The organism is Congregibacter litoralis KT71 (assembly GCF_000153125.2).
GTDB classification, from domain to species: domain Bacteria; phylum Pseudomonadota; class Gammaproteobacteria; order Pseudomonadales; family Halieaceae; genus Congregibacter; species Congregibacter litoralis.
Genome location: NZ_CM002299.1, coordinates 2,582,171 through 2,607,244, shown reverse-complemented (window position 1 = coordinate 2,607,244; position 25,074 = coordinate 2,582,171). Strand labels below are relative to the sequence as shown.

The 25,074-nt window shown below is 55.3% G+C and carries 20 protein-coding genes and 1 pseudogene; 12 read left to right on the top strand and 9 right to left on the bottom strand.

Features of this window, described 5'->3' with window-relative positions; all coding sequences use genetic code 11:
- Positions 1-9: 9 nt before the first annotated feature.
- From KT71_RS11915 to KT71_RS11865, 11 genes and pseudogenes are all read left to right on the top strand, one after another.
- Positions 10-1,260, top strand: a complete 1,251-nt coding sequence (locus tag KT71_RS11915; protein WP_023659698.1) for an efflux RND transporter periplasmic adaptor subunit — start codon at positions 10-12, stop codon at positions 1,258-1,260.
- A 10-nt stretch (positions 1,261-1,270) separates the two neighbouring features.
- Positions 1,271-4,406 (top strand): annotated as a pseudogene (locus KT71_RS11910) (efflux RND transporter permease subunit).
- Positions 4,396-5,091, top strand: coding sequence for a HupE/UreJ family protein (locus KT71_RS11905; RefSeq protein ID WP_008295140.1), 696 nt, complete (start codon positions 4,396-4,398; stop codon positions 5,089-5,091). The pseudogene KT71_RS11910 and the gene KT71_RS11905 overlap by 11 nt, the downstream one beginning before the upstream one ends.
- Positions 5,092-5,108: 17 nt before the next feature.
- A complete protein-coding gene (locus KT71_RS11900) occupies positions 5,109-5,630 on the top strand; it encodes a hypothetical protein (RefSeq protein WP_023659695.1) in 522 nt (173 codons plus the stop codon).
- A gap of 34 nt (positions 5,631-5,664) precedes the next feature.
- Complete coding sequence (locus KT71_RS11895) at positions 5,665-6,000, top strand: DUF6488 family protein (protein ID WP_023659694.1); 336 nt, start codon at positions 5,665-5,667, stop codon at positions 5,998-6,000.
- A gap of 879 nt (positions 6,001-6,879) precedes the next feature.
- The gene (locus KT71_RS11890; protein WP_008295143.1) at positions 6,880-7,221 is read left to right on the top strand and encodes a hypothetical protein; all 342 of its coding nucleotides are present in this window, start codon (positions 6,880-6,882) and stop codon (positions 7,219-7,221) included.
- Between the two features lie 63 nt (positions 7,222-7,284).
- Positions 7,285-8,577, top strand: a complete 1,293-nt coding sequence (locus KT71_RS11885; RefSeq protein ID WP_023659693.1) for a TolC family protein — start codon at positions 7,285-7,287, stop codon at positions 8,575-8,577.
- Between the two features lie 17 nt (positions 8,578-8,594).
- Entirely contained in the window at positions 8,595-9,491 is an 897-nt protein-coding gene (locus KT71_RS11880) for an efflux RND transporter periplasmic adaptor subunit (RefSeq protein WP_008295145.1), read from the top strand.
- Positions 9,492-9,503: 12 nt separating this feature from the next.
- Positions 9,504-12,617: an efflux RND transporter permease subunit gene (locus tag KT71_RS11875; protein WP_008295146.1), complete on the top strand. Its 3,114-nt coding sequence runs from the start codon at positions 9,504-9,506 to the stop codon at positions 12,615-12,617.
- Between the two features lie 182 nt (positions 12,618-12,799).
- Positions 12,800-12,985: a hypothetical protein gene (locus KT71_RS11870; protein WP_008295147.1), complete on the top strand. Its 186-nt coding sequence runs from the start codon at positions 12,800-12,802 to the stop codon at positions 12,983-12,985.
- A gap of 215 nt (positions 12,986-13,200) precedes the next feature.
- The gene (locus tag KT71_RS11865; protein ID WP_008295148.1) at positions 13,201-14,109 is read left to right on the top strand and encodes a cation diffusion facilitator family transporter; all 909 of its coding nucleotides are present in this window, start codon (positions 13,201-13,203) and stop codon (positions 14,107-14,109) included.
- Positions 14,110-14,250: 141 nt separating this feature from the next.
- Here KT71_RS11865 and KT71_RS20120 read toward each other — a convergent pair whose 3' ends face one another.
- Positions 14,251-14,703: a methyltransferase family protein gene (locus KT71_RS20120; RefSeq protein ID WP_023659691.1), complete on the bottom strand. Its 453-nt coding sequence runs from the start codon at positions 14,701-14,703 to the stop codon at positions 14,251-14,253.
- Positions 14,700-15,344: a cation efflux transmembrane domain-containing protein gene (locus KT71_RS11860; RefSeq protein ID WP_008295149.1), complete on the bottom strand. Its 645-nt coding sequence runs from the start codon at positions 15,342-15,344 to the stop codon at positions 14,700-14,702. Before KT71_RS11860 ends, KT71_RS20120 begins: the two co-directional genes overlap by 4 nt.
- An 87-nt stretch (positions 15,345-15,431) precedes the next feature.
- Between KT71_RS11860 and KT71_RS11855 the strand changes: the two genes are divergently transcribed.
- On the top strand, positions 15,432-15,872 hold the full coding sequence (locus tag KT71_RS11855) for a MerR family transcriptional regulator (protein ID WP_008295150.1): 441 nt from the start codon (positions 15,432-15,434) through the stop codon (positions 15,870-15,872).
- A 412-nt stretch (positions 15,873-16,284) separates the two neighbouring features.
- On the opposite strand, the gene KT71_RS11850 is transcribed toward KT71_RS11855, so the two are convergent.
- The 7 genes from KT71_RS11850 to KT71_RS11820 all read right to left on the bottom strand — a co-directional run bounded on the left by KT71_RS11850 (position 16,285) and on the right by KT71_RS11820 (position 24,948).
- The gene (locus KT71_RS11850; protein ID WP_023659690.1) at positions 16,285-17,034 is read right to left on the bottom strand and encodes a copper resistance protein B; all 750 of its coding nucleotides are present in this window, start codon (positions 17,032-17,034) and stop codon (positions 16,285-16,287) included.
- Positions 17,035-17,043: 9 nt separating this feature from the next.
- Positions 17,044-18,921 (bottom strand): copper resistance system multicopper oxidase, encoded by a 1,878-nt coding sequence (locus KT71_RS11845; protein WP_040363208.1) that lies wholly within the window; start codon positions 18,919-18,921, stop codon positions 17,044-17,046.
- A 250-nt stretch (positions 18,922-19,171) separates the two neighbouring features.
- The gene (locus tag KT71_RS11840) at positions 19,172-19,753 is read right to left on the bottom strand and encodes a c-type cytochrome (protein WP_008295153.1); all 582 of its coding nucleotides are present in this window, start codon (positions 19,751-19,753) and stop codon (positions 19,172-19,174) included.
- 18 nt (positions 19,754-19,771) lie between these two features.
- Complete coding sequence (locus tag KT71_RS11835) at positions 19,772-20,065, bottom strand: hypothetical protein (RefSeq protein WP_008295154.1); 294 nt, start codon at positions 20,063-20,065, stop codon at positions 19,772-19,774.
- A 316-nt stretch (positions 20,066-20,381) separates the two neighbouring features.
- Complete coding sequence (locus KT71_RS11830; protein ID WP_023659688.1) at positions 20,382-20,867, bottom strand: YybH family protein; 486 nt, start codon at positions 20,865-20,867, stop codon at positions 20,382-20,384.
- An 81-nt stretch (positions 20,868-20,948) separates the two neighbouring features.
- A complete protein-coding gene (locus tag KT71_RS11825) occupies positions 20,949-22,544 on the bottom strand; it encodes a tetratricopeptide repeat-containing sulfotransferase family protein (RefSeq protein ID WP_008295156.1) in 1,596 nt (531 codons plus the stop codon).
- Positions 22,537-24,948: a TonB-dependent receptor gene (locus KT71_RS11820; RefSeq protein ID WP_023659687.1), complete on the bottom strand. Its 2,412-nt coding sequence runs from the start codon at positions 24,946-24,948 to the stop codon at positions 22,537-22,539. Before KT71_RS11820 ends, KT71_RS11825 begins: the two co-directional genes overlap by 8 nt.
- Between the last annotated feature and the right edge of the window lie 126 nt (positions 24,949-25,074).

Sequence of the window (25,074 nt, the reverse complement as noted above, 5' to 3'; positions counted from 1 at the left end):
GCCACGACTGTGAGAAACCTGACCATGTTTCGCCGCGCCTTTTATTATTTATTGGTGTATCCATTGATGATAGGGGCCTTGTTACTCCCGCTAACTGCGACGGCAGCCATGGGACCGTCGGATGAGAAGGCCGAGCCGGAAAAAGGACCGCATGGCGGCCGGGTGTTGCGTGATGGCGACTTTGCCATTGAGCTGGCCATTTTCGAAACTGGCGTGCCGCCGGAGTTTCGGGTCTGGATAACCAGTAACGGGCAACCGGTGTCACCTGCCGCGGTAGACCTTCGGGTACGACTCACTCGCCTGGGGGATGTCGTGGACGACATTGGCTTTCGAGTCGAGGGCGACTACCTGCGCGGCGATACCGTTATTTATGAGCCTCACTCTTTTGTGGTGACAGTCACGGCGGAATACGAGGGCGAGACCTTCCGCTGGCAGTATGACAACCTTGAGGGGCGCACCCGCATTGGCGGTTCGGTTGCCGATGCCATGGGGGTCGCCACAGAAACGGCGGCTGGCGCCACGCTGCATCAAACTATTCGGGTCTACGGCAAGCTGACACTGCCCCCTAGGGCCACACGGCAGATTCAGGCGCGTTTTGATGGTGTCATCAAAACGATGCCCGTCAGCCTTGGGGGCCGGGTAGAACAAGGGCAGTTACTTGCGACCATCGAGAGCAACGAGAGCCTGAAAGCTTTCCAGATCCTGGCGCCGATGGATGGCGTTATCAGTCAACAGTTTGCCAGCCCTGGAGAGATGAGCGCAGGGCGAACGTTACTGGAAATCACGCGTACCGATACCCTGGTAGCCGAGCTGGCTGTCTACCCTATGGACCGGCTCCGCGTTAAAGCAGGGGTGCCGGTCACTCTGACTTTTAACGGGTTGGATCAAGCGCGGACCAGCATGATCAGCGGCTCAAGAATTGGAGCACGCGACGATCAGGCAAGACTCTTCCTGGCCGAGATTAGTAATGCGGACGGTGTACTGAGTGAGGGCCTGTTTGTCACCGGAGATATCGAGGTCGACAGCTTTGCCGTGCCATTGGCGGTCAAGCGCAGTGGGTTGCAGGGTTTTCGCGACTTTACCGTGGTCTACGTCAAGGTGGGCGAGGACTATGAAGTCCGGATGCTGGAACTGGGACGTGAAGCCGGCCCCTGGGTGGAAGTCCTGGGTGGACTGGAGCCCGGCGCGCGGTACGTGACTGAGAACAGCTATGTCATCAAGGCCGATATTGAAAAATCTGGCGCGTCGCACGATCACTAGGGGCCCGCTGATGCTAGACAGGATTTTACACTTCTCAATACACCGCAGTGGCGTGGTGATCCTGCTGGTGCTGCTGCTGGCGTGCCTGGGAGGCTGGAGCTTCACCAAACTGCCGATTGATGCAGTGCCCGACATTACCAATGTACAGGTGATGATCAATACCGAAGCACCAGGCTTTACGCCTCTGGAAGTAGAGCAGCGCATTTCCTACCCGCTGGAAACCGCATTGGCCGGGATTGCCGGGTCTGGCCCATACACGCTCGATTTCGCGCTACGGCCTGTCACAGGTGGTAGCGATCTTCAGCGATGACACCGATGTCTATTTTGCCCGGCAGTTGGTTAATGAGCGGTTATCAGCTGCCCGCTCGGAGCTGCCGACAGGGGTTGAGCCGGAGATGGGCCCGATCGCTACCGGACTTGGCGAAATCTTCATGTTTACGGTAGATGCAGAACCGGGCGCGATCAACGCCGACGGCGACCCGATTACACCCATGGATCTGCGGGCAGCGCACGACTGGATTATCCGCCCGCAACTCATGCGCGTTCCCGGTGTGGTGGAAGTCAACCCGATCGGCGGCTATAAGCGCGAGATTCTTGTGGCGTTTGACCCCGCTCGATTACTGGCCCATAGCCTGAGTCAGGCCGATGTCGTGCTGGCGATTAAGGCCAACAACGTCAACCAGGGCGCGGGGTTTATCGAGCGCTATGGCGCCCAGTGGCTGATCCGCATTCCCGGGCAGGCCGAAGCCATTGACGATGTCGGTCAGATTCCGCTGACGACTCACGACGGCGCCACCGTGAGAGTGGCGGATGTCGCGCGGGTCAGCGAGGGTTACGGACTTCGCACGGGCGCGGCGACGCAGAACGGTCACGAAGTGGTCATGAGCACCGTGTTCATGCTGATCGGCGAAAACAGCCGTACCGTTGCCAGTGCTGTGGCTGAGAAGTTGATAGCGATCAATCAGAACCTGCCGCAAGGCGTGGTGGCTACCGCCGTTTATGACCGCACCAAGCTGGTGAATAAGACCCTGGCGACCGTGCGGACCAATCTTGTTGAGGGCGCCTTGCTGGTCGTCGTCGTTCTTTTTCTGCTGCTGGGCAATATTCGCGCGGCTTTTTTGACCGCGTTGGTTATCCCTTTTGCCATGCTGATGACAGTTACCGGGATGGTTCAAACGCGGGTCAGCGCTAACCTGATGAGTCTCGGTGCTCTGGATTTTGGCCTTCTCGTCGATGGCGCGATCATCATTGTGGAAAACTGCCTCCGACGATTGACGCGGGCCAGCACGCCCAACGGCGTATTGGCGGCACGAGAGCGACTCGACGTGGTGTTTGAAGCGACCAGAGAGGTTATTCGTCCGGCTCTGTTTGGTGTATTCATCATCACCGTGGTGTACGTGCCGATTTTTGCGCTGGAAGGCGTTGAGGGCAAAATGTTCCATCCCATGGCAATTACCGTGGTGATAGCCCTGCTCAGTGCCATGTTGCTCTCCATTACCTTTGTCCCGGCGGCGATTGCGCTGCTGTTCCGGAAGCCCGTTCAGGAAAAGCGCAATCTGATTCTTCACGCTGCCACATCAGCGTATCAGCCCGCCCTGCAGTGGGTACTGCACTACCGGGGGCTGGTGGTGGCGCTGGCCACACTCCTGGTGATCATCAGTGCTTTTGCTGCCAGCCGACTGGGTAGCGAGTTCGCCCCCGATCTGGACGAGGGCGATATTGCCATGCATGCGCTGCGGATTCCGGGCACGTCGTTAAGTCAGTCCATCGCGCTGCAGGAAATCCTGGAAGAGCGTATCAAGGAGCTCCCGGAAGTAGAGCGTGTGTTCGCCAAGATCGGAACGGCCGATGTCGCAACCGATGCAGTGCCTCCCAGTGTTGCGGACAACTTCATTATTCTGAAACCTCTGGACCAGTGGCCCGATCCCGGCAAGCCTAAAGAGCAGATCGTGGAAGAACTGGATGCGCTGGTGAGCAATGTTCCCGGTAACCGGTACGAGTTTTTGCAGCCTATTCAGATGCGCTTTAACGAGCTGCTGTCCGGTGTTAGATCGGAGCTGGCCATCAAGGTGTTCGGTGATGATCTGGAAACGCTGGCGGCACTCGGTGATGAAATCGAAGAGGCGATCAGTGCGGTAGAGGGCATTGCGGATCTGCAGGTAGAGCAGACCACCGGCCTGCCCATGCTGACGATCCTACCGAAGTTGGACAAACTGGCCCAGTACGGTGTCAGCAAAATGCAGATACAGGAGCAACTGGCAACCGCCTTTGGTGGGCGTATCGCCGGTAAGTTCTATGAGGGAGACCGTCGCGCCGATATCGTTGTTCGGCTTGATGAGTCACTGCGCAGTGATGTGGATGCTATGGCGCGCCTGCCAATCCATCTTCCCGGCGGAATGAGTGTGCCTCTGCAGGAACTTGCTCAGTTGCAACGTGTGCAGGGGGTCAATCAGGTCAACCGGGAAAACGGCAAGCGCCGGGTGGTCGTCACCGCCAATGTGCGGGCGCGGGATCTTGGGAGTTTTGTCGCGGATATTAAAACTGCGATCAATGGCGCTGTGGTTCTGCCCGCGGGCTACTGGGTGGAATACGGGGGCACCTATCAGAAACTGCAATCGGCGTCACAGCGACTATCCATCGTCGTGCCCATTACGCTGTTGATGATTGTCGGGCTGCTGATTCTGGCGCTGGGCTCTTTCAAGGATGCCATGATCATCTTCTCCGGTGTGCCATTGGCGTTGACCGGTGGAATTGCGGCTCTAATGCTCAGAGATATTCCGTTCTCGATCTCCGCCGCTGTCGGTTTTATCGCACTCTCCGGTATCGCCATACTGAATGGGTTGGTGATGGTGTCGTTCATACGGGAGCTGCGTAGAGAGGGGCGGTCCCTGGAGCAGGCAATTTCGGAAGGCGCGTTAACCCGGCTGCGTCCGGTGCTTACCACCGCGTTGGTGGCCTCGCTCGGTTTTATTCCGATGGCGCTGAACACGGGGATTGGTTCTGAAGTGCAGCGGCCACTGGCAACTGTCGTAATTGGTGGCATCATCTCATCGACTCTGCTGACCCTCTTTGTCATTCCAGCTCTTTACCGGCTACTTCACCGCGACGATCAACGCCCGGCTCAAGAGACCGCCCATGCTAATTAACGACAATCGCGCCTACCGGCTAGTGCTCCTGCTGGCTCTCAGCGTGGTATCCAGCAGCGCCCTGGCACATGGCGTAGATGACAATACACGCAGTTTTCTGCAGCAGAACACCGGTGTTCAGTTTGGCCCTTTTCTGTATATCGGCGCGAAACATATGCTGACCGGCTACGATCATCTGTTGTTTCTCGTGGGTGTCATTTTCTTTCTCTATAGAAGCCGGGATGTATTGCTTTACGTGACCATGTTTACCGTAGGGCACAGCATCACACTGCTATGGGGCGTCCTCGGTGACATACAGGTTAATGCGTATCTCATTGATACCATTATTGGGTTGTCTGTGGTTTATAAGGGGTTTGATAACCTGGGCGGTTTCAAGAGGGTCTTCGGCCGGCAACCGGACACGCGGCTGGCGGTTCTAATTTTTGGTCTGTTTCATGGCTTTGGGTTGGCCACCAAACTTCAGGAGTTTCAATTGCCCGGGCAGGGGCTACTCACGAATCTGCTGGCGTTCAATATTGGTGTCGAGCTTGGCCAGTTCGCGGCGCTGGCTTTTATTCTGATTGCGATCAATTTCTGGCGGCGGTCAGCGTTCTTTGAACGCTTTGCCACCTTTGCCAATACACTGCTGATGAGCGCAGGCTTTATGTTGATGGGCTATCAATTAACCGGTTTTACCCTACAGTAATTATGCTGAGAGATAACATGCAACACCTCATAGATTTAACAACGCTGATCAAGGCGACTCTCATAGCAGTGCTGATAGCGGCAATTGCACTGGTTACCCTGATATTACCCGCTGAATACAATATCGATCCCACGGGTGTCGGTCAGAAGCTCGGACTCACCTTGCTAGCTGACGCTGCGGAAACGACGACCAGTCCGCCCCAGCCTGAGATCGTCAGCGCTGACCCGGAACAGGTAGTAGAAGTCACAGTACCTGCCGGCGAGGGCATCGAATACAAATTTCGTATGAACCAGCATGACAAACTGTTCTATGAATGGATCACCGACGGCGAGCCTCTGTACTTCGACCTACACGGCGAGCCTGAGGGCGATACCACCGGTTATTTTGAAAGCTATGCCATTGCTACCCTTGACAGTATGGAGGGCAGTTTTACAGCACCCTTCACTGGTTCGCACGGCTGGTACTGGAAAAACACCAGCACTAAACCCGTCGCCATCCAGCTTATCGTTAATGGCCAATATCAAATCATCGGCTTATAGCACTAAAACCCTTGGATCCTCGTAGGAGAACATCATGAAACTGATTTTACGCTCGATGCTGCTACTTACTCTGACTACCCCGATCAGCGTGCTGATGGCACATGATGACCACGGCGTCATTAGTGAAGATGCAGCGGTACAGATTGCCAATAAAACCGTTAAACAAATGACATTCAAAGATATGGGCTTCCAGGTCGGGCAGCTGGATTCGGGCTGGAAGTCAGTTTCGATCGAAAATATCGACGTCGTGGACAGTAAAGATGGGTTTTACGTGGTGAGCGTGACCAACAAAAGTGCACAGGAGATGGTGTATTTGAAAATAGGCATGAAGGGGAACGTCATTGAAGCGAGGGGCACCAATGACTTTTAAGGCAGCCGAAACGCGTGAAGGCAGTTTAGCTCACAGGAAAATTTGGTGATCTGCAGCACACCGCTCCAATAACCGGTATAGCAGTCAACACTGCCGGGACGACACGATTGGACGTTGAATCGATACTGGGCAGCCTGTAATGTCGAAGGATTGATCGGTCTTTTCCGATCAACCGCAGGACAACCCTGAGGTAGATAACCAGACCAAACAGTTCCACTAGGGACTGGAAGACGATGGTCACGGCAGCGGCGCCCCAGGCGTGTGACGAAGACAGCGCCAGTGGCAGCATGATAAACGATTTGCGGGTGCATCTGGGCCGACGGTCAGCGTGCGGCCCCCGGACGGCGTGAGTACGAAGTGTTGATTTGAGTGCACAGTAGCGGAGTTCAGTGGCAACAATGATACAGGCGCAAACACTACCGTATCCGGCGTTGCTGATTTGCGTTGCCACCACACCAATAGGATTGAGGAATACACTTCATTAAATATTGGTATCCCGCAACTAAAACAGCGATCGACTCTAACCCGCACCTCATCCACAGCAGCCAGGCTATGATCCATCTCGAAGAACGATGTAGTCAGAGGGGGAGGCTATTGAAATAAATTGAGCCATGTACGGTCGGATGACTTGCCCATATCGCGCTAGGCATGCCCTAACCGGACTAAAGAGTGCGTTGCTGCACCTTACAATCACGCTCTCAAAAAGTACGTCAAAGCAATATCCACTGGTAATTCTCTCGTTTATAGCCGCAATTGATCACAACCTATTAATGAAACACTCGCCCTTCAAGCTGCCCGGCGGCCGTCGAACTTTGCTGGATAACCGGTGACATCTGGCGCTCTTTCAGAACTGGTGGCGGTGCGCTATGATACTTGGCTATGACCAAGCGCTTGTTTACAGTTCTGATCTCCCTAGCGATCGCCTTCCAGTCGGTGATGTCGCTTGCCGATGTGGATCAGCAACATTACTCGGAAGCGCAACATCACGAGTATCTTCACGACGTGGCGGAGCTGGAAAAGCCGGATCCTGCCGACACACCTTCCCCAAAAAACCCGATGCATTCGGAACACTGCCACCATGGCGACAGTTGCTTCCACGTGGTATTAATGGTCAATCTCACAGATATACCCGGATTGGCGATGGAAATGCTGTCTACAGATTTCCAAGCCAATTTTACGACTGGCGTTCGAGCGTCGCTGTACCGCCCCCCCATCTCCTGATCCTACGAAACCCTTCCCCGACCGGGGAATAACTGTCGTTTAGCTTCTCGTAGGAGCAGTTCTATGCTTTTCAAGTTGCCATCGAAAGATGGACGGCGCGCTATGTCGTGCCACCTGGTTATCCAGTCACTTTTTATTCTTGCCTTGGCAGTCAATCCGTCTGTCACCCTCGCCCAGGGGTCTGGTCTTTCGCTGTCGGCGGCCCTATCGCAGACCATGGCGCAGAATCCTGGCCTCAAGGTATTTGATCCACGATTTCAGGGTCTCGACGGTCTCCGTATCACCGCAGATCAGAATCCTGCCCTGATCGCTGGCGTGCAGGTGGAAGATTTCCTCGGCAGTGGCAATCTGCAGGGGGCCGACAGTGCGGAATACACCCTGTCCCTCTCATCCGTCCTCGAGCTAGGGGGCAAACGTGAGTCGCGCGTCAGCGTCATTGATTCACGCCTCAACTTGGTCGAGGCCGAGCGCCGGGCCGAGACCCTCGACGTGCTGGGTCAGGTCACCCAGCGCTTTGTCGCGACCCTGGCTCTGCAGGAAAAGCTCCAGCTGGCCGGAGAGGCGGTCGCGCTGGCCGAGACTACGCACGACATCGTCGCACATCGCGCCAAACAAGGGGCCACGCCGCAGGCCGAGGTGTTGCGGGCCAAGGCTGCGCTGACGAGGCGTCGCATCGAACAGTCCCGTCTGCAGGCGGAATACCGGAGCCGGAAGATGGCTTTGGCATCTCTGTGGGGGGATACCGCGCCGGGCTTTGCAAAACTTGAGGGCGACCTGTTCCGGTCCGATGCTGCCGACAGCTTTGAAGCCCTGTATCAGCGCGTCAGCGAGAGCCCCTCTATCGAAGTCTATGCCAGCGAAGAACGCCTGCGCGAGGCGGAGATTCAGCTGGCGCGCAGTGAGTCAGAGAGTGACATCCGTTGGCAGGTGGGAATTCGACGTCTAGAGGGCATTGGCGATACCGCGCTGACTGCCGGGTTCTCGATCCCGTTGTTTGCCAAGCAGCGCAATCGCGGAGAGGTGAAGGCAGCGATGGCGCAGCGGAACGAAGTTGAATACCGCCGGGCGGATGCGCTGCTACAGCTTCGTTCGCGGTTGTTCGATGCCTACCACATGCGACAGCAGAGTATTGAAGCAGTAGAGCAGATCCGCAACCAGATGCTTCCCGACCTGACCCAGGCGCTCATCCAGACCCGCGAAGCCTACGAGAATGGGCGCTACAGCTATGTGGAATGGACCGCCGCCCAGCAGGATCTGCTCTCCGCACAGCTAGCCCTGGTCGATGCCGCCACCACGGCGCTTTTCAATCAAGCGCTGATCGAACAACTCACGGCACAGCCCCTCGCTGACCGTTAAAAAACAGGATTATTATCATGAATTCCATCCAATTTTTATTCGTACTTGTCTGCTCGGGTGCGCTGGCTACAGCATCGCTCCGTGCGGCTGAAAGTAAGGGCACAGGGCAACATGCCGCACAAATATCTCCCCAGATCGCAAAGGAAGTGGGTATCCAAAGCACAACGGCTGGCGCAGGTACCCTGGAGCGCATCGTCGCCAGCTATGGCCGACTGGTTCCGGATCCCGACGGGATCACTCAAATACGCGCACGGTTCCCCGGTCAGGTCACGAACGTTCGTGCCAGGCTCGGTGATGACGTCAAAGCCGGCGACGTACTGGCCACTATCGAGTCCAGCGACAGCCTTCAACCCTACACAGTGGAATCCCCCCTCGATGGCACCGTGATCCAGCGCAACGTGAACGTGGGCGAACTTGCAGACGCACAAATGCTGTTTACCGTTGCCAGACTCGACCCTCTCTGGGTGGAACTGAAAATCTTTCCGGGCCAGCGACGCGATATCGCAATCGGGCAAACGGTACACATTGACACCGGCCATAGTCAGCACGAGGCAAGAATCCGCAATATTGTGCCGTCGCGTGACAACTCCCCTTACGTCATTGCCAGGGCTGAAATTGAGAATGCCAGAGGCCTGCTTTCACCGGGGGCACTGGTGTCAGCACGTATTGTGGTAGAGCGCATGGACGCGCCGCTGGTGATCGAGAGCCGTGCCCTGCAATCACTCGATGAGTCGCGGGTCGTGTTCGTTCGCAAAGGCGATGTCTTTGAGGTACGACCTGTCGAGTTGGGCCGCACGGATGGCCGATTCACCGAAGTGCTTTCCGGCCTGATCCTTAACGAACGCTATGTGGTAGACAACAGCTACCTCATCAAGGCAGACATCGAGAAATCCGGCGCAGAAGCCGTCCACTAGGAGGAGACCACTATGATCGACGCTATCGTGCGCCTCTCAGTGGACAGGCGCTATTTTATGTTATCACTCATTCTGGTACTCATCGGTGTCGGCGTCTGGAGCTTCCAGCGCCTGCCCATCGACGCGGTGCCGGACATCACCAACGTCCAGGTACAGATCAACACCCAGGCACCGGGTTACTCCCCCTTGGAGGCCGAGCAGCGCATCACATTCCCTGTGGAAACGGCGCTGTACGGTCTGCCCAATCTGTCCTACACCCGCTCTCTGTCTCGCTATGGCTTGTCCCAAGTGACCGTGGTGTTCGAGGAAGGCACGGATATCTATTTTGCCCGTAATCTGATCAATGAGCGCCTCGGCGCGATCAAGAGCGTGCTCCCACCTGGCCTGGAGCCGGAAATGGGCCCCATTGCCACGGGGCTGGGCGAGATTTTCATGTACACAGTGGATGCGCTGCCCGGCGCCACCCAGGACAACGGCGAGCCCTGGGATGCCACGGCCCTAAGGGAGGTGCAGGACTGGATCATCCGACCACAGCTGGCGCAGGTGCCCGGCGTGATCGAAATAAACTCAATAGGCGGCTATGACAAGCAGTATCACGTCACGCCCTCCCCGAGAAAACTGCTGGAATTCGGCATCGGCCTCGAGGATTTGGTGGTGGCGCTACAGGCCAATAACGCCAATCGCGGCGCGGGGTACATCGAACGTAATGGCCAACAATTACTGGTGCGATCGCCCGGTCAGCTGAAGACTATCAGCGATATTGAACAGCTGGCCGTCGCGAACCGCGGCGGCGCACCCGTAAAGATAGAAGACGTCGCCGAGGTCGCTATCGGCAAGGAGTTGCGCACCGGCGCTGCCACCCGTGACGGCGTGGAAACAGTGCTGGGTACCGCCATGATGTTGATGGGGGAGAATTCCCGCAGCGTGGCCCGGGCTATCGCTGAGCGGCTGGAAAAAATCCGTCCTTCGCTGCCCGAGGGCGTGCGCCTGGAAACCGTGTATGACCGCACCACGCTGGTGGACAAAGCCATCGCGACGGTGGAGAAGAACCTCCTCGAGGGCGCGCTGCTCGTCATCGTCGTGCTGTTCCTGCTGCTGGGCAATCTGCGGGCCGCCCTGATCACCGCAGCGGTGATTCCCCTGTCGATGCTTGCCACCATCACCGGCATGGTCAGGACCGGTGTTTCTGCCAACTTGATGAGCCTGGGTGCGCTGGATTTCGGACTGATTGTCGATGGTGCCGTGATCATTGTGGAGAACTGTATCCGGCGATTGGCCGGTGCCCAGCAGGCCAACGGCACGCTGCTACCGCTGAAGGAGCGCCTGCAGCTGGTGTATGAAGCCACGACCGAGGTGATCCGTCCGAGTCTGTTCGGGGTGGCGATCATCACCGTGGTTTACATCCCCATCTTCTCCCTTACCGGTGTGGAGGGGAAGATGTTTCATCCCATGGCCGCCACCGTGATCATGGCCCTTCTGTCTGCCATGGTCTTGTCGCTCACCGTTGTCCCCGCTGCGGTCGCGGTACTCTTGACGGGCAAGATTCGCGAGAAAGAGAGCGCGGTCATCCACAGTGCCAAATGGTTTTATCGCCCAGCGCTTGAAGTGGCTCTGAAGTTCCGTTGGTCGGTGCTGGGCGGCGCCGGCGCCTTGCTGGCAACCTGCCTCTGGCTGGCAACAACCCTGGGATCGGAATTCGTACCGCAACTCAACGAGGGTGACATGGCGGTGCAGGCCATACGCATCCCGGGCACCGGTCTGGAGCAGTCGATTGCGATGCAGCAGCAGCTTGAGGGACGCATCAAGGTAATTCCGGAGGTGGCGAAGGTATTCGCGCGAATCGGCACGCCAGAGGTGGCGACAGATCCCATGCCGCCGAACATCGCGGACAGTTTCGTGATTCTCAAACCCCGAGAGCAATGGCCCGACCCGGACAAGCCCAGGGATGTCCTTATCGCGGAGATCAAGGCGTCAATAGAGGAATTACCAGGCAACACTTATGAGTTCACCCAGCCCATCGAGATGCGATTCAACGAACTGATCTCCGGCGTGCGCGCGGATTTAGCCATCATGGTATTTGGCGACGATCTGGATCAGCTGCTGGCGTCTGCCAACGATGTCCTTGTTGTTGCGGAATCCATCGACGGTGCTGCAGACGCACGGGTCGAGCAGGTCACCGGCCTGCCGATGTTATCGGTGCACCCCAAACGCATGGCGCTGTCTCGCTACGGCCTGAGCGTGAATGATCTACAGGACCTGGTCGCTGCTGGCGTGGGTGGCGAAAATGCGGGCCTTATCTACGAAGGCGACCGTCGCTTCCAGCTTGTGGTTCGCCTGCCCGAGGGCATTCGCCGGGATGTGGACAGCCTGGGAGACCTGCCGGTTCCCCTGCCGGGAGGTGGCTATATACCGCTGTTTGAAGTCGCCGAGCTGGAACTGGCCCCCGGCCCTAATCAGATCAGTCGGGAAAACGGCAAACGACGTGTGGTGGTCACAGCCAACGTCCGGGGCCGGGACCTGGGTGGCTTCGTTGAGGAAGCCAGGGAAAAGATTCAGCTGGAAGTCGACCTGCCCGCCGGATACTGGCTGGAATATGGCGGTACCTTCGAGCAGCTGGAATCTGCTAGCCAGCGGCTGGCTATTGTTGTGCCCATAACCCTGGTTATTATTGTAGCCCTGCTGGTCATGGCCTTCGGGTCTTTCAAAGACGCGTTGATCATCTTCAGTGGTGTCCCCCTGGCACTCACGGGTGGTGTCCTCGCGCTGTGGTTGCGGGGCATGCCGTTGTCGATTTCAGCCGGGGTAGGCTTTATCGCCTTGTCGGGCGTGGCTGTACTCAATGGTCTGGTGATGGTGGCGTTCATTCGCGACCTGTGGCGCCAGAACGGCGATCTTGCGGTCGCGGTGGTGGAAGGCGCTCTGATCCGCCTGCGACCGGTACTGATGACCGCGCTTGTGGCAAGCCTTGGCTTTGTGCCGATGGCGCTGAACACAGGTACCGGCGCAGAGGTGCAGAGGCCGCTGGCCACGGTCGTCATTGGCGGTATCATCTCGTCAACGCTGCTGACGCTGTTCGTGCTGCCGATTCTTTATATCCTGCTGCACAGGAAAGACTCGAGCGTGTAGCGAACCGGTTAGATCCCGCCTCCACTGGCTGTATCGGGGGCGGGGACTAACAGGCAGGGGCCGTAAGTCCTCTGACAGCGAATTCACCTATGGCTACCGACGGCTGACTCGGCTGGTGCGCCCGAGCGTTTATCGCAGGTTCGCAGTATTGCGAAAAAAAATGGCCATGTGAAAGACGAGAGATGGTGATTGAAATCAAAGCCAGCATCCGCGAAACCTTGCGGGACGATGTCCGCGACGCACCAAACGAATTGGAGGTTGTCACGGACATCGCTGTGGTCACTCGCAGGACCTATGACCACGCCGTGAGGAACGTTGGTTTCAAGCAGATTGAGAAGACCGAGCTGGAGGCCGACAACGCCGAGTAGCAGGTCGTCGACTGTGTTGTCCCGAATGCCACGACCGGGGAGGGAAAGCCGGGAGACGGTCGGGTGTTTGTCACGCAGCTCAAGCGAGCGGTGACGATTTTCGACGGCGCAAGCGCGGATTAAGTCGGTACAAAAAGGATGGCAGTATTGAACCAAAAAAACGCCTGGCCGGGGTGGCCGGGGTTTTGGATTGAACACGAAACGAGGTAAATCCAGTGAGCCACGACCACGTTAATATCTCAGATGAATCCAATGATAAGCGAGTTGCTGTCGCCATCTGGGCGAACGGGATCCTGACCCTCGTTCAGATTGCGGGCGGCATTTTTGCCGGCAGCCTGGCTTTGATCGCTGATGCCCTGCACAACTTTTCCGATATGGCGTCGCTCGTCATTGCCTTTGCGGCGCGGAAAGTTGCGCGGCGCCCGGCCGATGCGCGAATGACCTTTGGCTATGGCCGGATTGAAATCGTGGCTGCTCTAATCAACTACACGACCCTGATTCTGGTGGGTGTATACCTGATCTACGAAGGCGTCATGCGGATGTTCGATCCACCGGCTGTTCAAGGCTGGGCCGTGGTTGTACTCGGCTCCGTGGCGCTGGTCGTGGACACGCTCACGGCGTGGCTGACGTACTCCATGCAAAAAGGTAGCGTCAACATTCGCGCGCTTTTTCTACACAACCTCTCTGACGCGCTGGCTTCCGTCGCGGTTATCGTGGGGGGAACGCTGATCCTTTTGTACGAAGCGTCGTGGGCGGATCCGGCAATAACTATCGGTATCGCCATTTACATTCTCTTTCTCGCAGTGACAGAAATTGGCGGCCCGATCAGAATCCTGATGTTGGGTAGTCCACCCGATATCGACTGCAGTGAGGTCGTCGATGCACTACGCAGTAGCGTGGGCGTTCATGACGTACATCACGTGCATCTTTGGCAGATGCATGAGCACGAGGTCGCGCTCGACTGCCATGTGGTACTTGATGACAAAAATTGGGAGCATCAGGAAGCAAGAAAAATTGAAATCAAGGCGAACTTGAAAGATCAGTTCGGTATTTCTCATTCAAGCCTTGAGTTTGAGCATATTGGTCGCGCCCACGAGGATGCGGACATCTTCGGTCACGGCTAATCAAAAGTGAGGTGGAGGGGCAACCCTTTCGGCCAGGTTATGTCGGAACCACGCATTTTTCAAAATGTGCGTGCGACCGAATATTGGACGCGACTGACAAGCGCTCATATTTGTTAGTTTGGGCTTTCCCTCATTCGCATTTTAAAACCAACGCCTTGTGCCCTTGCAGTAAGCTTTAAACGAGTGCCCAAACTTTTCTTCGAGCGTTCGCTCCTCTGGAAGAATCTGGAGATAGGTGACGCTAAGCACAAACAATGCGGGCGAGATAAGTGCTGCTGGATTTTGTAAAGCCAGAGCATGGCCAGTCAATAGAGAAGCCATTCCTGCATACATCGGATTTCGTGAATACCGGTACAGGCCTGTTGTAACCAGTTCGCTCACCTGATCTGGCGATATTGGGTTTACCGTTGTTTTTGCGGTTATGAAGGAACGTACCGATAGCAAGAGTACAACGCTGCCTATCGATACAAACGACCAACCAAGCAGTCGACTAGCCGTGGATACGAACGCGAACTCGGGGAACCCTTTTGTAGCCGTCCAGCCCAGGATTCCGCACAGGAATACTTGCGCTAATGGCGGAATTTTAGTGCTCATTGTGAATCGACTCGCGAGGTATCACACGATGACGAGCTCGTGCGGAGTTCCGCCAGTGCCTGTTCAAAAATAAGGGCAGAGGATCGAAGAAAAAGCACTGCCAATAATGCCCCGACGAAAAGATCCGGCCAAGCGGAGCCGGTGGCGGAGACAAGAAATCCTGCCGCAATCACCCCAACGTTCCCAATTGCATCATTTCGAGAACACAGCCAGACAGAGCGAACGTTGCTATCGCCGTCCCTCCACCGTAGCAGAATGAATACGCTTGCGACGTTCGCTAGAAGTGCAATGCAACCTATTAAACTCATGGTGCTTGCATCAGGCGCTGCGTCGCTAAAGAAGCGAAGCGCCGTAGTGATCAGTACGAAGAGCGCAATCGCTCCGAGGGATGCCGCCTTAAACAAAGATGCCAGGGCGCGTGTTTGCAGGGACGCGCCAATCACAAATAGGCTGAGCGCGTAGGTGACTGAGTCGCCTGCAAAGTCAAGAGCATCCGCCTTCAATGCTTGCGATTCAGACGCTAGCCCTGCCGTTATCTCAACAAAGAACATTACAGCGTTGATAAAAATGACCGCCCACAGAGCGCGTTTATAACCAACAGCTTGGCCATCAAAGGATGGAGGCTCACAGCAGCCCGACATAGGTGTTCTCCTTGCAAAAAGTAACCATGCGACAGATCATAATTCCTACAGCGACTGTAGAATCAACCCCTAAATGGGAGCACTGTTATGAAGCCACTATCAATCGGGAAACTGTCAGAGCAAACGGGCGTAAAAGTGACAACGATTCGGTACTACGAGTCTATCGGCCTGGTCGATGAGCCTCATCGCTCTCCGAGTAAGCGACGGTTGTATGATGAAGATGCCGTGCAAACTCTTTTATTCATCAGGCACGGTCGAGAGCTGGGCTTTTCGATAAACGCCATTCAAAACCTGCTGGGACTGCAAACAAGTCCGGATCGCGACTGCTCCGAGGTAAATGCTATCGCCACGGAGCAGCTGATGCAGATTCAACAGCGAATTGCGCAGCTCAACGCGTTAGAGACCGAATTAAAGAGAATGATTCGCGAGTGTGAAGGGGGCCGGGTCGGGACTTGTGGAGTGATCGCTGCGCTAAATAACCATGGAAAATGCGTAACCGGTGAACATGCCCGTGTCTTGCCGTTCTAGGCAGGAGCGAAGGTACGTTGAAAAAACCATAGCCAACGCTCGAGGATGTCTTCCGGCCGTTCTTGTTTATGCATTGCCTGCCGTCGCGATGTTCTCGTGTCAGATGGCTAACGTAGCAGCGGTGCCAGCAAGGCATGGTGTTCGGACGCTTAACTCAGGGCCCACAACGAAGCGTGATAGCACAAAAATTGCCCCCCTCGGGAGACACGGACTATGGACCTCGAACTCAGTCGAGTGCTACGCGTGCATCGAAGCTTGCTACGGGCTTTGACACGCAACGGTCGAGTTCCAAAGTCTGTGAAACCGGTGCCGCATACAAATCGTTGTCATCCTGTACCCTCCAGCGAGTTTTCTACCTTCAATCCTCGAGCGCAACGAAAATGCGCTAATGACGCCGGCGGTGATGCGGTCGTTAAAACCATAAACGCAGCCCCACGACGACGGAGGTTATGGTCGTCGGCTCGCCCTCGTCCCGGGCGAAATCTTTCGTGTCGCCATACAGGTTCTCCCATGAGATACCCACGTACGGTGCGAATTCACGTCGGAAGTGATAGCGGAGTCTAAGTCCCAACTCTGAGCTATTGACGCCAGTACCGACCCCGATTGCACGGTCTTCTGAAAACGCGGCGTTCACTTCCATTCGCGGCTGCAGTACCCAGCGCTGAGTGATGTTCAGGTCGTACTCCGCTTCGACACGTGCGCTTAGATTGCCCTCGTCGCTGACGAAGAGTGCGCTGTCCCATTCAAACTCGTAAGGCACGACGCCCTGTAGGCCCAGTACAAAGCTGGTGCGGTTTGGCGTGGGTTTGAAATCCTGCCGTACGCCCACCTGCCAATCCCAGAAGGGTGAGAACAGATGGCTGTAAAGAACCTGGAGCTCCGCCGACTCCGGTGACTTGCCTTGCTCACCTTCACCCTCGGATTTCAGCCACAGTCGATCACGATCTCCCCCGTACCAGCCTTGCACATCCCAGACGTAGGTATCGATTTCATCGTCGAAGCCCGCCTCCATGCGGTCGGTCAGAAGCCGCGCATTGAGCATGGGTTTCCCCATGGGGGAGTCCCAATCCGGTGGTGTGCCCGCGGGTTCGTAGGCGTGCGCTGTTGTTGCCGCTACCGCAAGCACTGAAACTAGCGGGGCAATGTGGTGAAAGTGTTTCATTGTCCTCTCCTAGCTGACGCGCACGACGCGGAACATGCCCATATCCATGTGGTAAAGCAGGTGGCAATGAAAAGCCCAGCGACCCGGCGCATCCGCATTGATGAGCGCCGATACCCGGGACGCAGGCATGATGTTGATTGTGTGCTTGCGCGGTATCGACTCGCCCTGGCCGTTTTCAAGCTCCATCCACATGCCGTGCAGGTGGATCGGATGATTCATCATCGTGTCGTTGACCAGGGTCAATCGGAGGCGCTCGCCGTAAGCAAATTCAATGGGGCCATCTACCTCATGAAATTGCTTGCCATCAAACGACCACATGTAGCGTTCCATATGGCCGGTTAGATGCAGTTCGATCTCTCGGGTTGGCGGACGGCGGTCAAAATCCTTGTCCAGGCGTTTTAGATCGGTATACACCAAAACGCGGTGCGGCACGTCGGCAAGGCCAATGCCTCGCTCTCCAAGGCGATCACGCTGCAATTGCGCCACGCTGACATTGCCTGCGCCGTGATGGTCAGGGCCGTGGCGGGCGACCACCGGCCCGACATTGCCCGGCATTTGCATAGCATGCCCTGAGTGAGCGTCGGGAGCCGTACCATGGCCCATGGCCTGGTGGTCCATCTCCTGCATAACGTCGGGCTTCGCAGCGTGGCCCATGGCCGAATGATCCCTGCCGGCCATGCCGTCGGTTTTGCTGGCGTGGCCCATGGCGGCATGATCCATAGTGGCCATAGCGTCTTTAGGTGTAGTCGGCTCGCCCATGTCCATGTGCTGCATATCCATGCCCATGTCGACCATGGTCAGGATTGGACGTGGCCGCAGCGCTGGGATAGCGGCTTCCAGGCCGCGCTGAGTGCCGAGGGTGCCGGCAGCATAGCCGCTGCGGTCCATCGCCTCGGCCATGATCGTGTAGGTGGAGTTCCCCTCGGGTTCCACGATCACATCATAGGTTTCAGCAACACCGAACTGAAATTCATCTGTCTCGACGGGGTGCACGTTCTGGCCGTCTGCCGCGATGACCGTCATTCGCAGCCCGGGAATTCGTACGTTGAAGTACGACATCGCTGATCCATTGATAAATCGCAATCGGATCCGCTCGCCGGGTGAAAAGATACCCGTCCAGTTGCCTGCCGGATGTAGACCGTTCATGAGGTAGGTGTAGGTAGCTCCCGTAACGTCCAGGATATCGGTAGCCATCATGCGCATGCGGTCCCAGGCTAATTTTGTCTTCAGGGCCTCCGCCGCCGACATCTCGTCATTGCCATATAGCTCTGTCAGGGAGAATTGCTGGAAATTGTAGTAATCGCTCATTTTCTTCAGGTTCTTCATGACCTGATGCGGGTCCTCAAAGGACCAGTCAGAGAGCATCACGACGTAGTCACGGTCGTAGGTGACCGGATCAGGCTCACGGGGATGCACAACCAGCGGGCCATAAACACCCGTTTGTTCCTGGAGCCCCGAGTGGCTGTGATACCAGTAGGTGCCGCTTTGCTTGACCGGAAATCGGTACTGAAACGTCGTGCCGGGCTTGATGCCGCGGAAAGTGACGCCGGGCACGCCGTCCATCTCGAAGGGCAGTAAGATGCCGTGCCAGTGAAGCGACGTATCCTCATTCATTTCGTTGGTCACATTGAGGACGACATCGCGCCCCTCGACCCATTCGAGCAGGGGGCCCGGCACCGTGTTGTTGATGCTGGTGACGTTGCCGGTGCTGCCAGCGATCTCCAGGCGATGTGCGCGAATCACAAGATCAAAGGTCATTGGTCCGATCGCTGGCCCAGGTGTCTCACGCAGCACCTGCATGTCGCGAGCCCAGGCGGGGACAAAGGCATTGAGCAGGGCGACGCCGCCCGCACTTGCCACTGAGCGCAACAGTCGCCTACGTTTCATCTCGATGTTTAGCACTTTGAGCTTTGTTCCTCTTCGCTCATGGATATGGCCCTCCGGTTTCGGGACTAAGGGATTGGATAATCGCGCCTACCGAAAGTTCAAAAACAGCAGGAGTTGGTGTGCTATACATTTTACGAGACGCGGCTCGCGCGCTGAGGAACGCGCTGACGCGATCGTTTTCCAGCCACTCCTGAGGGGGGCAGGGGCCCAGCTCCTCAGCGGGTTCCAGACGGTGTCGGTATTTGGGAACTCAATGTTTTGGGGAGCCAGGACCGCCGCCCCGCGCAGTGAGTATCTGGTACTGTGCTGGCGTCAGCTCGGGCAGCTTCTGGATAAAAGCTACCATATTCCAGATGCGCTGGTCGTCGTGGGTCGGTCCCCAGGCTGGCATGCCAGACGCCTTTATACCGTGCTTGATTATCCAGAAGTCGCGTTTCAGCTCTTCTTCATCTGCAGACTCACTGTCTTGCGGTCCGATGGCGACGTTACCGATGGCTTCGCTTAGGTTAGGTGGTGCAGGGTACAGCCCCAGCGTGAAATCACTCTCGGTTTTCCCCGGTTTCAAATGACACCCCGCACACATATCGTTGTAGTCGGCGCCACCTGCCAATAATCGCTCCGACGCGTTTAGGTCATGAGGAACATCAATGTCACTGGCGGCACGAGCGACGGAACGTTCTCGCAAGGTTTCCAGCAGCCAATAGGTCAGCCGATTGTGTGGCACATCGGCCCCCATAGGGTAGGTGCCCGAATAGAGAAATAGCCCGCCGCCGACTAACGCGATGACAGCCGTAATTAGCAGACCCTTGATCGTGGCGGTGAGCGTTTGCATGACAGTTCCTTCGCTGAATCAGTGTTTTTGTTCTGAATGCTTCTCGTCGGAGCTTTTCTTGTCGTCGTTATGATCAGCCTGCGCCTCGTCGTTTTCTGATTCCTCGTGATGCATGTTTGGTGCGCACTGTTTCATCATGGCCTGCATCACAGGATCCTGCATATCCATTTTGCTGTGGTCCATGTCCTGCATGGCGGCGCAGTTCGGGTTTTCCGCGTCTTTCATGTGCTCCTTGGGGTCGTGTGCCTGTGCAAAAAAAGCGACGTTCAGGGCTGCGATTGCAATGATCGGAGTGAAGTGTGTGATTTTCATAGTGGTGTTCCTCATAAAGTAAAAGTGCTGGTGGCGCTTATCCGTTTTGCGCCTGCACTGGTGGTGTTAGCTTAATGATTCTGCCGGGGGCTGGCCGTCTTTACAATGCTGCGGCCGAGAGCCCCTTTGGCCTACTCAAGCGTGAGCGTGTGAACCTAGCGCAACACCATCAAACGGCTCTTAACTGATTGGCCGTACTGCCAGGGGAGATTCACCGTAGGAAATGATATCTGGCGGGTGTCGGTGGCGTTTATACGTGTCTACTAGTTGATTTTATCAGTTGCTGCCATTTAACTTACCAGTGTCAGCACCGACACTAGTGTTTGTGCTGCTCCGCCTTAACCGGTCGAGATGCGCTGTTGGTATGGACTATTTTCCACTCAGGCCCAATTTTGCGAAACAGATACGTGCCCCGGCCTTTGTTGTGGATCTCCCTGCCGTCGCTCTTCAATTTAGCCCTAATTTCTGTGTCCACCAGCGCCCAGGCGAAGCCAGTTTCGATATGGATTTCGATATTACTGAAATCAAGACTAAAGCTCTCAAAGGCCTCTGCTTCTGGCTCGACGTGATGTTCAATTAGGTCGGTAAGGCCTGCATTCTGGCCCCCGCCTTCAAAATACCGTGCGCCTTCAAAATCCAGGAAATGTTTTCGAAAGGGCCTGCCATCAGCCTCAATCCACCCAACTCTTACGGCCTCAATAACCTCTCGTAGCGTCCTATCGTCGTCCTGCGCCCGGACTGCCATGGGTAAAGAGAGCAGTAGTATCGAAAGAAAAAACAGCGAGTTATGTATATTTTTCATTATTCTTTATCTCTATGTGCGGAAGCCTGATAACTGAACCCAGCGTTTGAACATTCGAAAAGAGAGGGGGCTCTGGTTGATCTAATGAACACACCGATGCTCTCGTAGATAGCTCTCCAGTGGAGCGAGTTGCTTTCTAAACTTTTCCCATTTGTGCACGGAGGATTTATAAATCGGCCTTCGAACCTCGACAGCGCTAGCAGTTGTTGCAGGTTTGTCGAGTTGGTGAAACGTGAGGCATTCGTCCTCCCATGGAAGTTCGCAGAACTCCAATATACCTCGGATGCTCTTGCTCTGATCTTTGACAAGGTCTTCATAGTGCACCGTATAGATTTTACCAGGAAAGCAACGTTCCCAATGTTCCATGAGTTTAGAGTAGGCAACGTAATACTCGCCGAGATCGTTGAGGCTGTAGGAAAATGGATAGGCTCCTTTAAAAAGCGTTTTAAACATTGCATAACAAGCATCCATTGCGTTTCGTTTTATATGAATGATCTTCGCGTTAGGGAGCGCTGCATGAATTAGGCCAATATATAGAAAATTTTGTGGCATCTTATCGATGAAATGTGGCGTTGCCCCGGTAATATGACGGGTGCTGTCTAGGTATGCCTGCCCGAGCACATCACAATTAATTCTTAGAGACTCCGCAACAATCGAATCTATAGGAGCTTTTGTTGTGCCCAAGCGCTTATGGACTAATCGCATCATCTCTATCGCAAAGTTCTGCAATTCGCCTGCCGAGGTGACGTGACTGTGAGATGCAAGGATACGCTCTACAAGAGTCGACCCGGATCGAGGGAGCCCTAGGAGAAAAAATGGTTCCCTGGATGGCGCGCCTTCACCAGACCCGGTGACTACACCGGGCGCAAAACCTGCCCTCAGTTTTGCCATTTTTGCGACGTCATTAGCAACGTCATAACGAGTATTAACCTCCCTCAATCGTGCTCCACGCGCTAGCTGATTGAATGATGCTTTCCAGTGGCGCATGTCTTCCAACTCTTTTGCGAGCGCGTAACGGAGGAGTACCTCTCCTCTCCAGGGATGTGTGCATGCTGCAAGCGCATTTTCAATTTCTCGAATGTGGTTGCTATCAGCAGAATGTACGCGCAGACCGCTTCGAGCGTAATACGCTTCATAGTCTCTTGGATTAAGTTCGATTGCGAGATCGAAACACTTTTCTGCCGCGGCGAATTCTCCGGAAAAACGCAATGCTGTCCCCAAGTTGTACTGGTGTCCGTCGACTTCGGGTGCTAGAGCGACAGCTCGCCTGAAGCAGTTCAGCGCAGCATCTAACGCATTACACTTGGTATATACAGATCCCAGTGTGGACAAAACGTGAGAGTCATCAAGATCACGATACTGCGCGTGATCGGCGGCGTCTCGAGCCTCTCGAAAGAGCCTGAGCGATGCTAGGCTGCTAGCCTTGTGAGCCAAGAGACCTGCACTGTTTGGATCAAGAATCAAGGCGCGATCTACATAGCCAACAGCGTCTTTGAATCGTCCTGATCTCGAGGAGATAGCCGCTAGTAGCCGTAACACGTCAAGCTGCTGTGGAAACCTGTTGTCTAGGCGTTCAGCCAGGGCTTTTGCTTTCGAAAGGTGCCCGCATTGTAGATCGCGGCTAGCTTCCTCCAGCAAAACACTGAAGCTTGGACTATTTCCAAATTCCCTACTCAAACCGATAGGTGGCTCTTAGCCCAAAACTACGAGGCCGAGTGACGAAGTAAAACTGACCGATCGGACCATTTCGGGTCTCAGGAATACCTCCCGTGATGCCTAGCTCATTCGATATGTTGTCCACGAACGCCGTTAACGCCCACCGTTGATCTTTACTATTGAATGTTGCCGATGCGTTCCATATTGAAAACGCGTCGATGGGGAAGAAGCGAATGCCTTCAAAGCTGGAATCGGTTGCGCTTCTATAATATCCATTTAAGTGGAACGAAACGTCTGAGAGGCTATCCGATGCGAGCGAATGAACATAGTCGAGCGCCACGCTAGCCGTATGCTCCGGCACGCCGGGTAAGGCGTCGCCGGACTTTCCTTGACTCCCGTCGGGTGCGTCGAAATCCTCGGTCAGTTCGGCACTGGTGTAACTGTATCCCAGGTTGAATCGAAGACTGTCCGAGAGGCGCCCCGACATTTCGACTTCGAGCCCCTGCGTTCGTGCACCCTCCGCGTTCACTACCGCGGGGTTTCCAAAAGGCGTAAACGAGTCAATTTGAGGGTCCTGCCAGTCAATATAAAAAGCTGCCACCGTGTATTGAATCGCTTCGTTGACAATCCCCTTAACCCCAACTTCGTAGTTGTCCGCAAGGTCTGGCTTAAAGGTCAGCAATTCCGGTGGGTCAGGAAAGAACGGATGGTTGAGCAACGCAATATTCGCTCCTCCTCTGCGGTATCCCTCTACAACCGTGCCGTAGATCATCAAGTTATCGGAAAAGTTATAAGAGGTATTAGCCTTGAAGACTTGGTCACTCTCTGATTCGTTGACATTGAGAAATATTGAACCATTCGGGTCTACGCCATCCGAGGCGCAATAGTAGCCACAGTGGGGCAACGCTTCGACGAGATCTTGTTCAAAGTCCGTTTCGAACGCTCTCGCACCTACAGTGACTTGCCAGTTGTCAGTAATGTGGTAAGTCAGCTCGCCGAAAATAGCGATATCCTGAATCGTCAGAGATCGATCAAACAGCGTGTTCAAATCCACATTGTTTGCAAACGCATAAGGTGGGGGATCTCCCGCTGCCCTTGGCAGTTCATTCCATGCCGCTGCCCCTGGCAGTGTATAGAGGGACAACACATCGCTTTCAATATCGGAATAGAAACCACCAATGAGCCAGTCAAACTTACCGTCACTATTTGACCTTATTCTTAACTCCTGAATGAACCCGGTATCGTTTGTGATGCTTCGCTCCGGCGATATCACTCTAGGGAAAGCCGAGTAGTAGTAGGCCTCAGTGGTAGCGACCCAAAAATCAGAGTAATCAACGCTTTGGTCGGACTCATTTTCATAGTACGACGTTGCAGACGTCATGGTGGCAAAACCAAAGTCAACGTCAACCTCAAGCGATACCAGGTCCACGTCTCTGGAATAGGGCTCAGGGGTCGCGTGATACTCGACATAGTCTTTTCGACTACCAACAAATGGGTTCTGAATTTGCCGACCGTCAGATTCGTCTCGTTGATAGATATAGCTGATTACTGCATCAATCTTATCGGTTGGTTGATATCTGAGCGCAAATCGCGCGCTGTCTGTGCTTGTATCGCTAATATCCTCTACCGTATCCACTACAGGCAGCGAGTTCACCGGGTCACTGGGGTCAGCAGGCACTGCGGCTCCGGAATCGTCGAGACGATAGCGATTGGCCGCGTCAATGAAGCCGCCCACGCTTTCGGTAGCAAGATTGACACGCAGCGCCAAATTGTCGCCTAGAGGCGCGTTAATCGTGGTGCTCGCCTCGTAGCTCCCTTCGTCAGACGAACTCGTGCCGTATGCCCCCCCGCGAATCTCTGCGGTAAATTGATCGGTCTCCGGCCGGCGGGTGAGCAGTTTTAGCGTGCCGCCGACCGATCCAGATCCATAAAGCGTGCCTTGCGGGCCGCGGAGTACTTCTACGCGCTCGAGGTCTTTGAGCATGATCGGGAAAAACACCGGAGTTTCGTTGAGGTATACCGAAACAGGCGCGACGGCCACGTTGGGAAAGTCGAACGATCCGATCATGGCATTCGCGTTGATCCCTCGTAATATGATGTTGGGATTATTGCCACCAACACGTGCGCCTTGGTCCAAGAATGCAGCGCCGGGTACAAGGCGCAGCAGATCGCCAAAGTCATTAACCCCTGAGCGGGTTATCTGATCTCCAGATAGTGCGGAAATGTTGTAGGGAGTATCTTGGATGGTGCTATCTCGCCGTGATGCGGTCACCACTATTTCTTCAAGACGGTTCTGAGCGTGCGCACGCTCAGACAGGCAAGTGAGGGCGCTGATTGTGGCTAGTGCCAAGATATTCGGTCGATGAAATGGAGAGATGCGGCTAGTGCGACCCGTGCTTTCTTCAGTCAGATGACGTCTATTCATGTATTGCCCTCTAATTAGTTACTCAAGTTCCACACTGCGTGCGATGTGGTTGCAAGTTGCACTCCGTTTGAGTGGCAAGACCAATGAGTGAATCAAGTGCGGGTCAGCGTTCATTATTTAGACATA

Excerpts from the sequence above, each read along its gene's own strand:
- KT71_RS11890 (WP_008295143.1), top strand. The coding sequence starts at position 6,880 with ATGACCAAGCGCTTGTTTACAGTTCTGATCTCCCTAGCGATCGCCTTC.
- KT71_RS11905 (WP_008295140.1), top strand. The coding sequence starts at position 4,396 with ATGCTAATTAACGACAATCGCGCCTACCGGCTAGTGCTCCTGCTGGCT.
- KT71_RS11860 (WP_008295149.1), bottom strand. The coding sequence starts at position 15,344 with ATGTCGGGCTGCTGTGAGCCTCCATCCTTTGATGGCCAAGCTGTTGGT.
- KT71_RS11830 (WP_023659688.1), bottom strand. The coding sequence starts at position 20,867 with ATGAAAAATATACATAACTCGCTGTTTTTTCTTTCGATACTACTGCTC.
- KT71_RS20120 (WP_023659691.1), bottom strand. The coding sequence starts at position 14,703 with ATGAGCACTAAAATTCCGCCATTAGCGCAAGTATTCCTGTGCGGAATC.
- KT71_RS11850 (WP_023659690.1), bottom strand. The coding sequence starts at position 17,034 with ATGAAACACTTTCACCACATTGCCCCGCTAGTTTCAGTGCTTGCGGTA.
- KT71_RS11900 (WP_023659695.1), top strand. The coding sequence starts at position 5,109 with ATGCAACACCTCATAGATTTAACAACGCTGATCAAGGCGACTCTCATA.
- KT71_RS11875 (WP_008295146.1), top strand. The coding sequence starts at position 9,504 with ATGATCGACGCTATCGTGCGCCTCTCAGTGGACAGGCGCTATTTTATG.
- KT71_RS11835 (WP_008295154.1), bottom strand. The coding sequence starts at position 20,065 with ATGAAAATCACACACTTCACTCCGATCATTGCAATCGCAGCCCTGAAC.
- KT71_RS11885 (WP_023659693.1), top strand. The coding sequence starts at position 7,285 with ATGCTTTTCAAGTTGCCATCGAAAGATGGACGGCGCGCTATGTCGTGC.
- KT71_RS11845 (WP_040363208.1), bottom strand. The coding sequence starts at position 18,921 with ATGAAACGTAGGCGACTGTTGCGCTCAGTGGCAAGTGCGGGCGGCGTC.
- KT71_RS11855 (WP_008295150.1), top strand. The coding sequence starts at position 15,432 with ATGAAGCCACTATCAATCGGGAAACTGTCAGAGCAAACGGGCGTAAAA.
- KT71_RS11880 (WP_008295145.1), top strand. The coding sequence starts at position 8,595 with ATGAATTCCATCCAATTTTTATTCGTACTTGTCTGCTCGGGTGCGCTG.
- KT71_RS11840 (WP_008295153.1), bottom strand. The coding sequence starts at position 19,753 with ATGCAAACGCTCACCGCCACGATCAAGGGTCTGCTAATTACGGCTGTC.
- KT71_RS11870 (WP_008295147.1), top strand. The coding sequence starts at position 12,800 with ATGGTGATTGAAATCAAAGCCAGCATCCGCGAAACCTTGCGGGACGAT.
- KT71_RS11895 (WP_023659694.1), top strand. The coding sequence starts at position 5,665 with ATGAAACTGATTTTACGCTCGATGCTGCTACTTACTCTGACTACCCCG.
- KT71_RS11820 (WP_023659687.1), bottom strand. The coding sequence starts at position 24,948 with ATGAATAGACGTCATCTGACTGAAGAAAGCACGGGTCGCACTAGCCGC.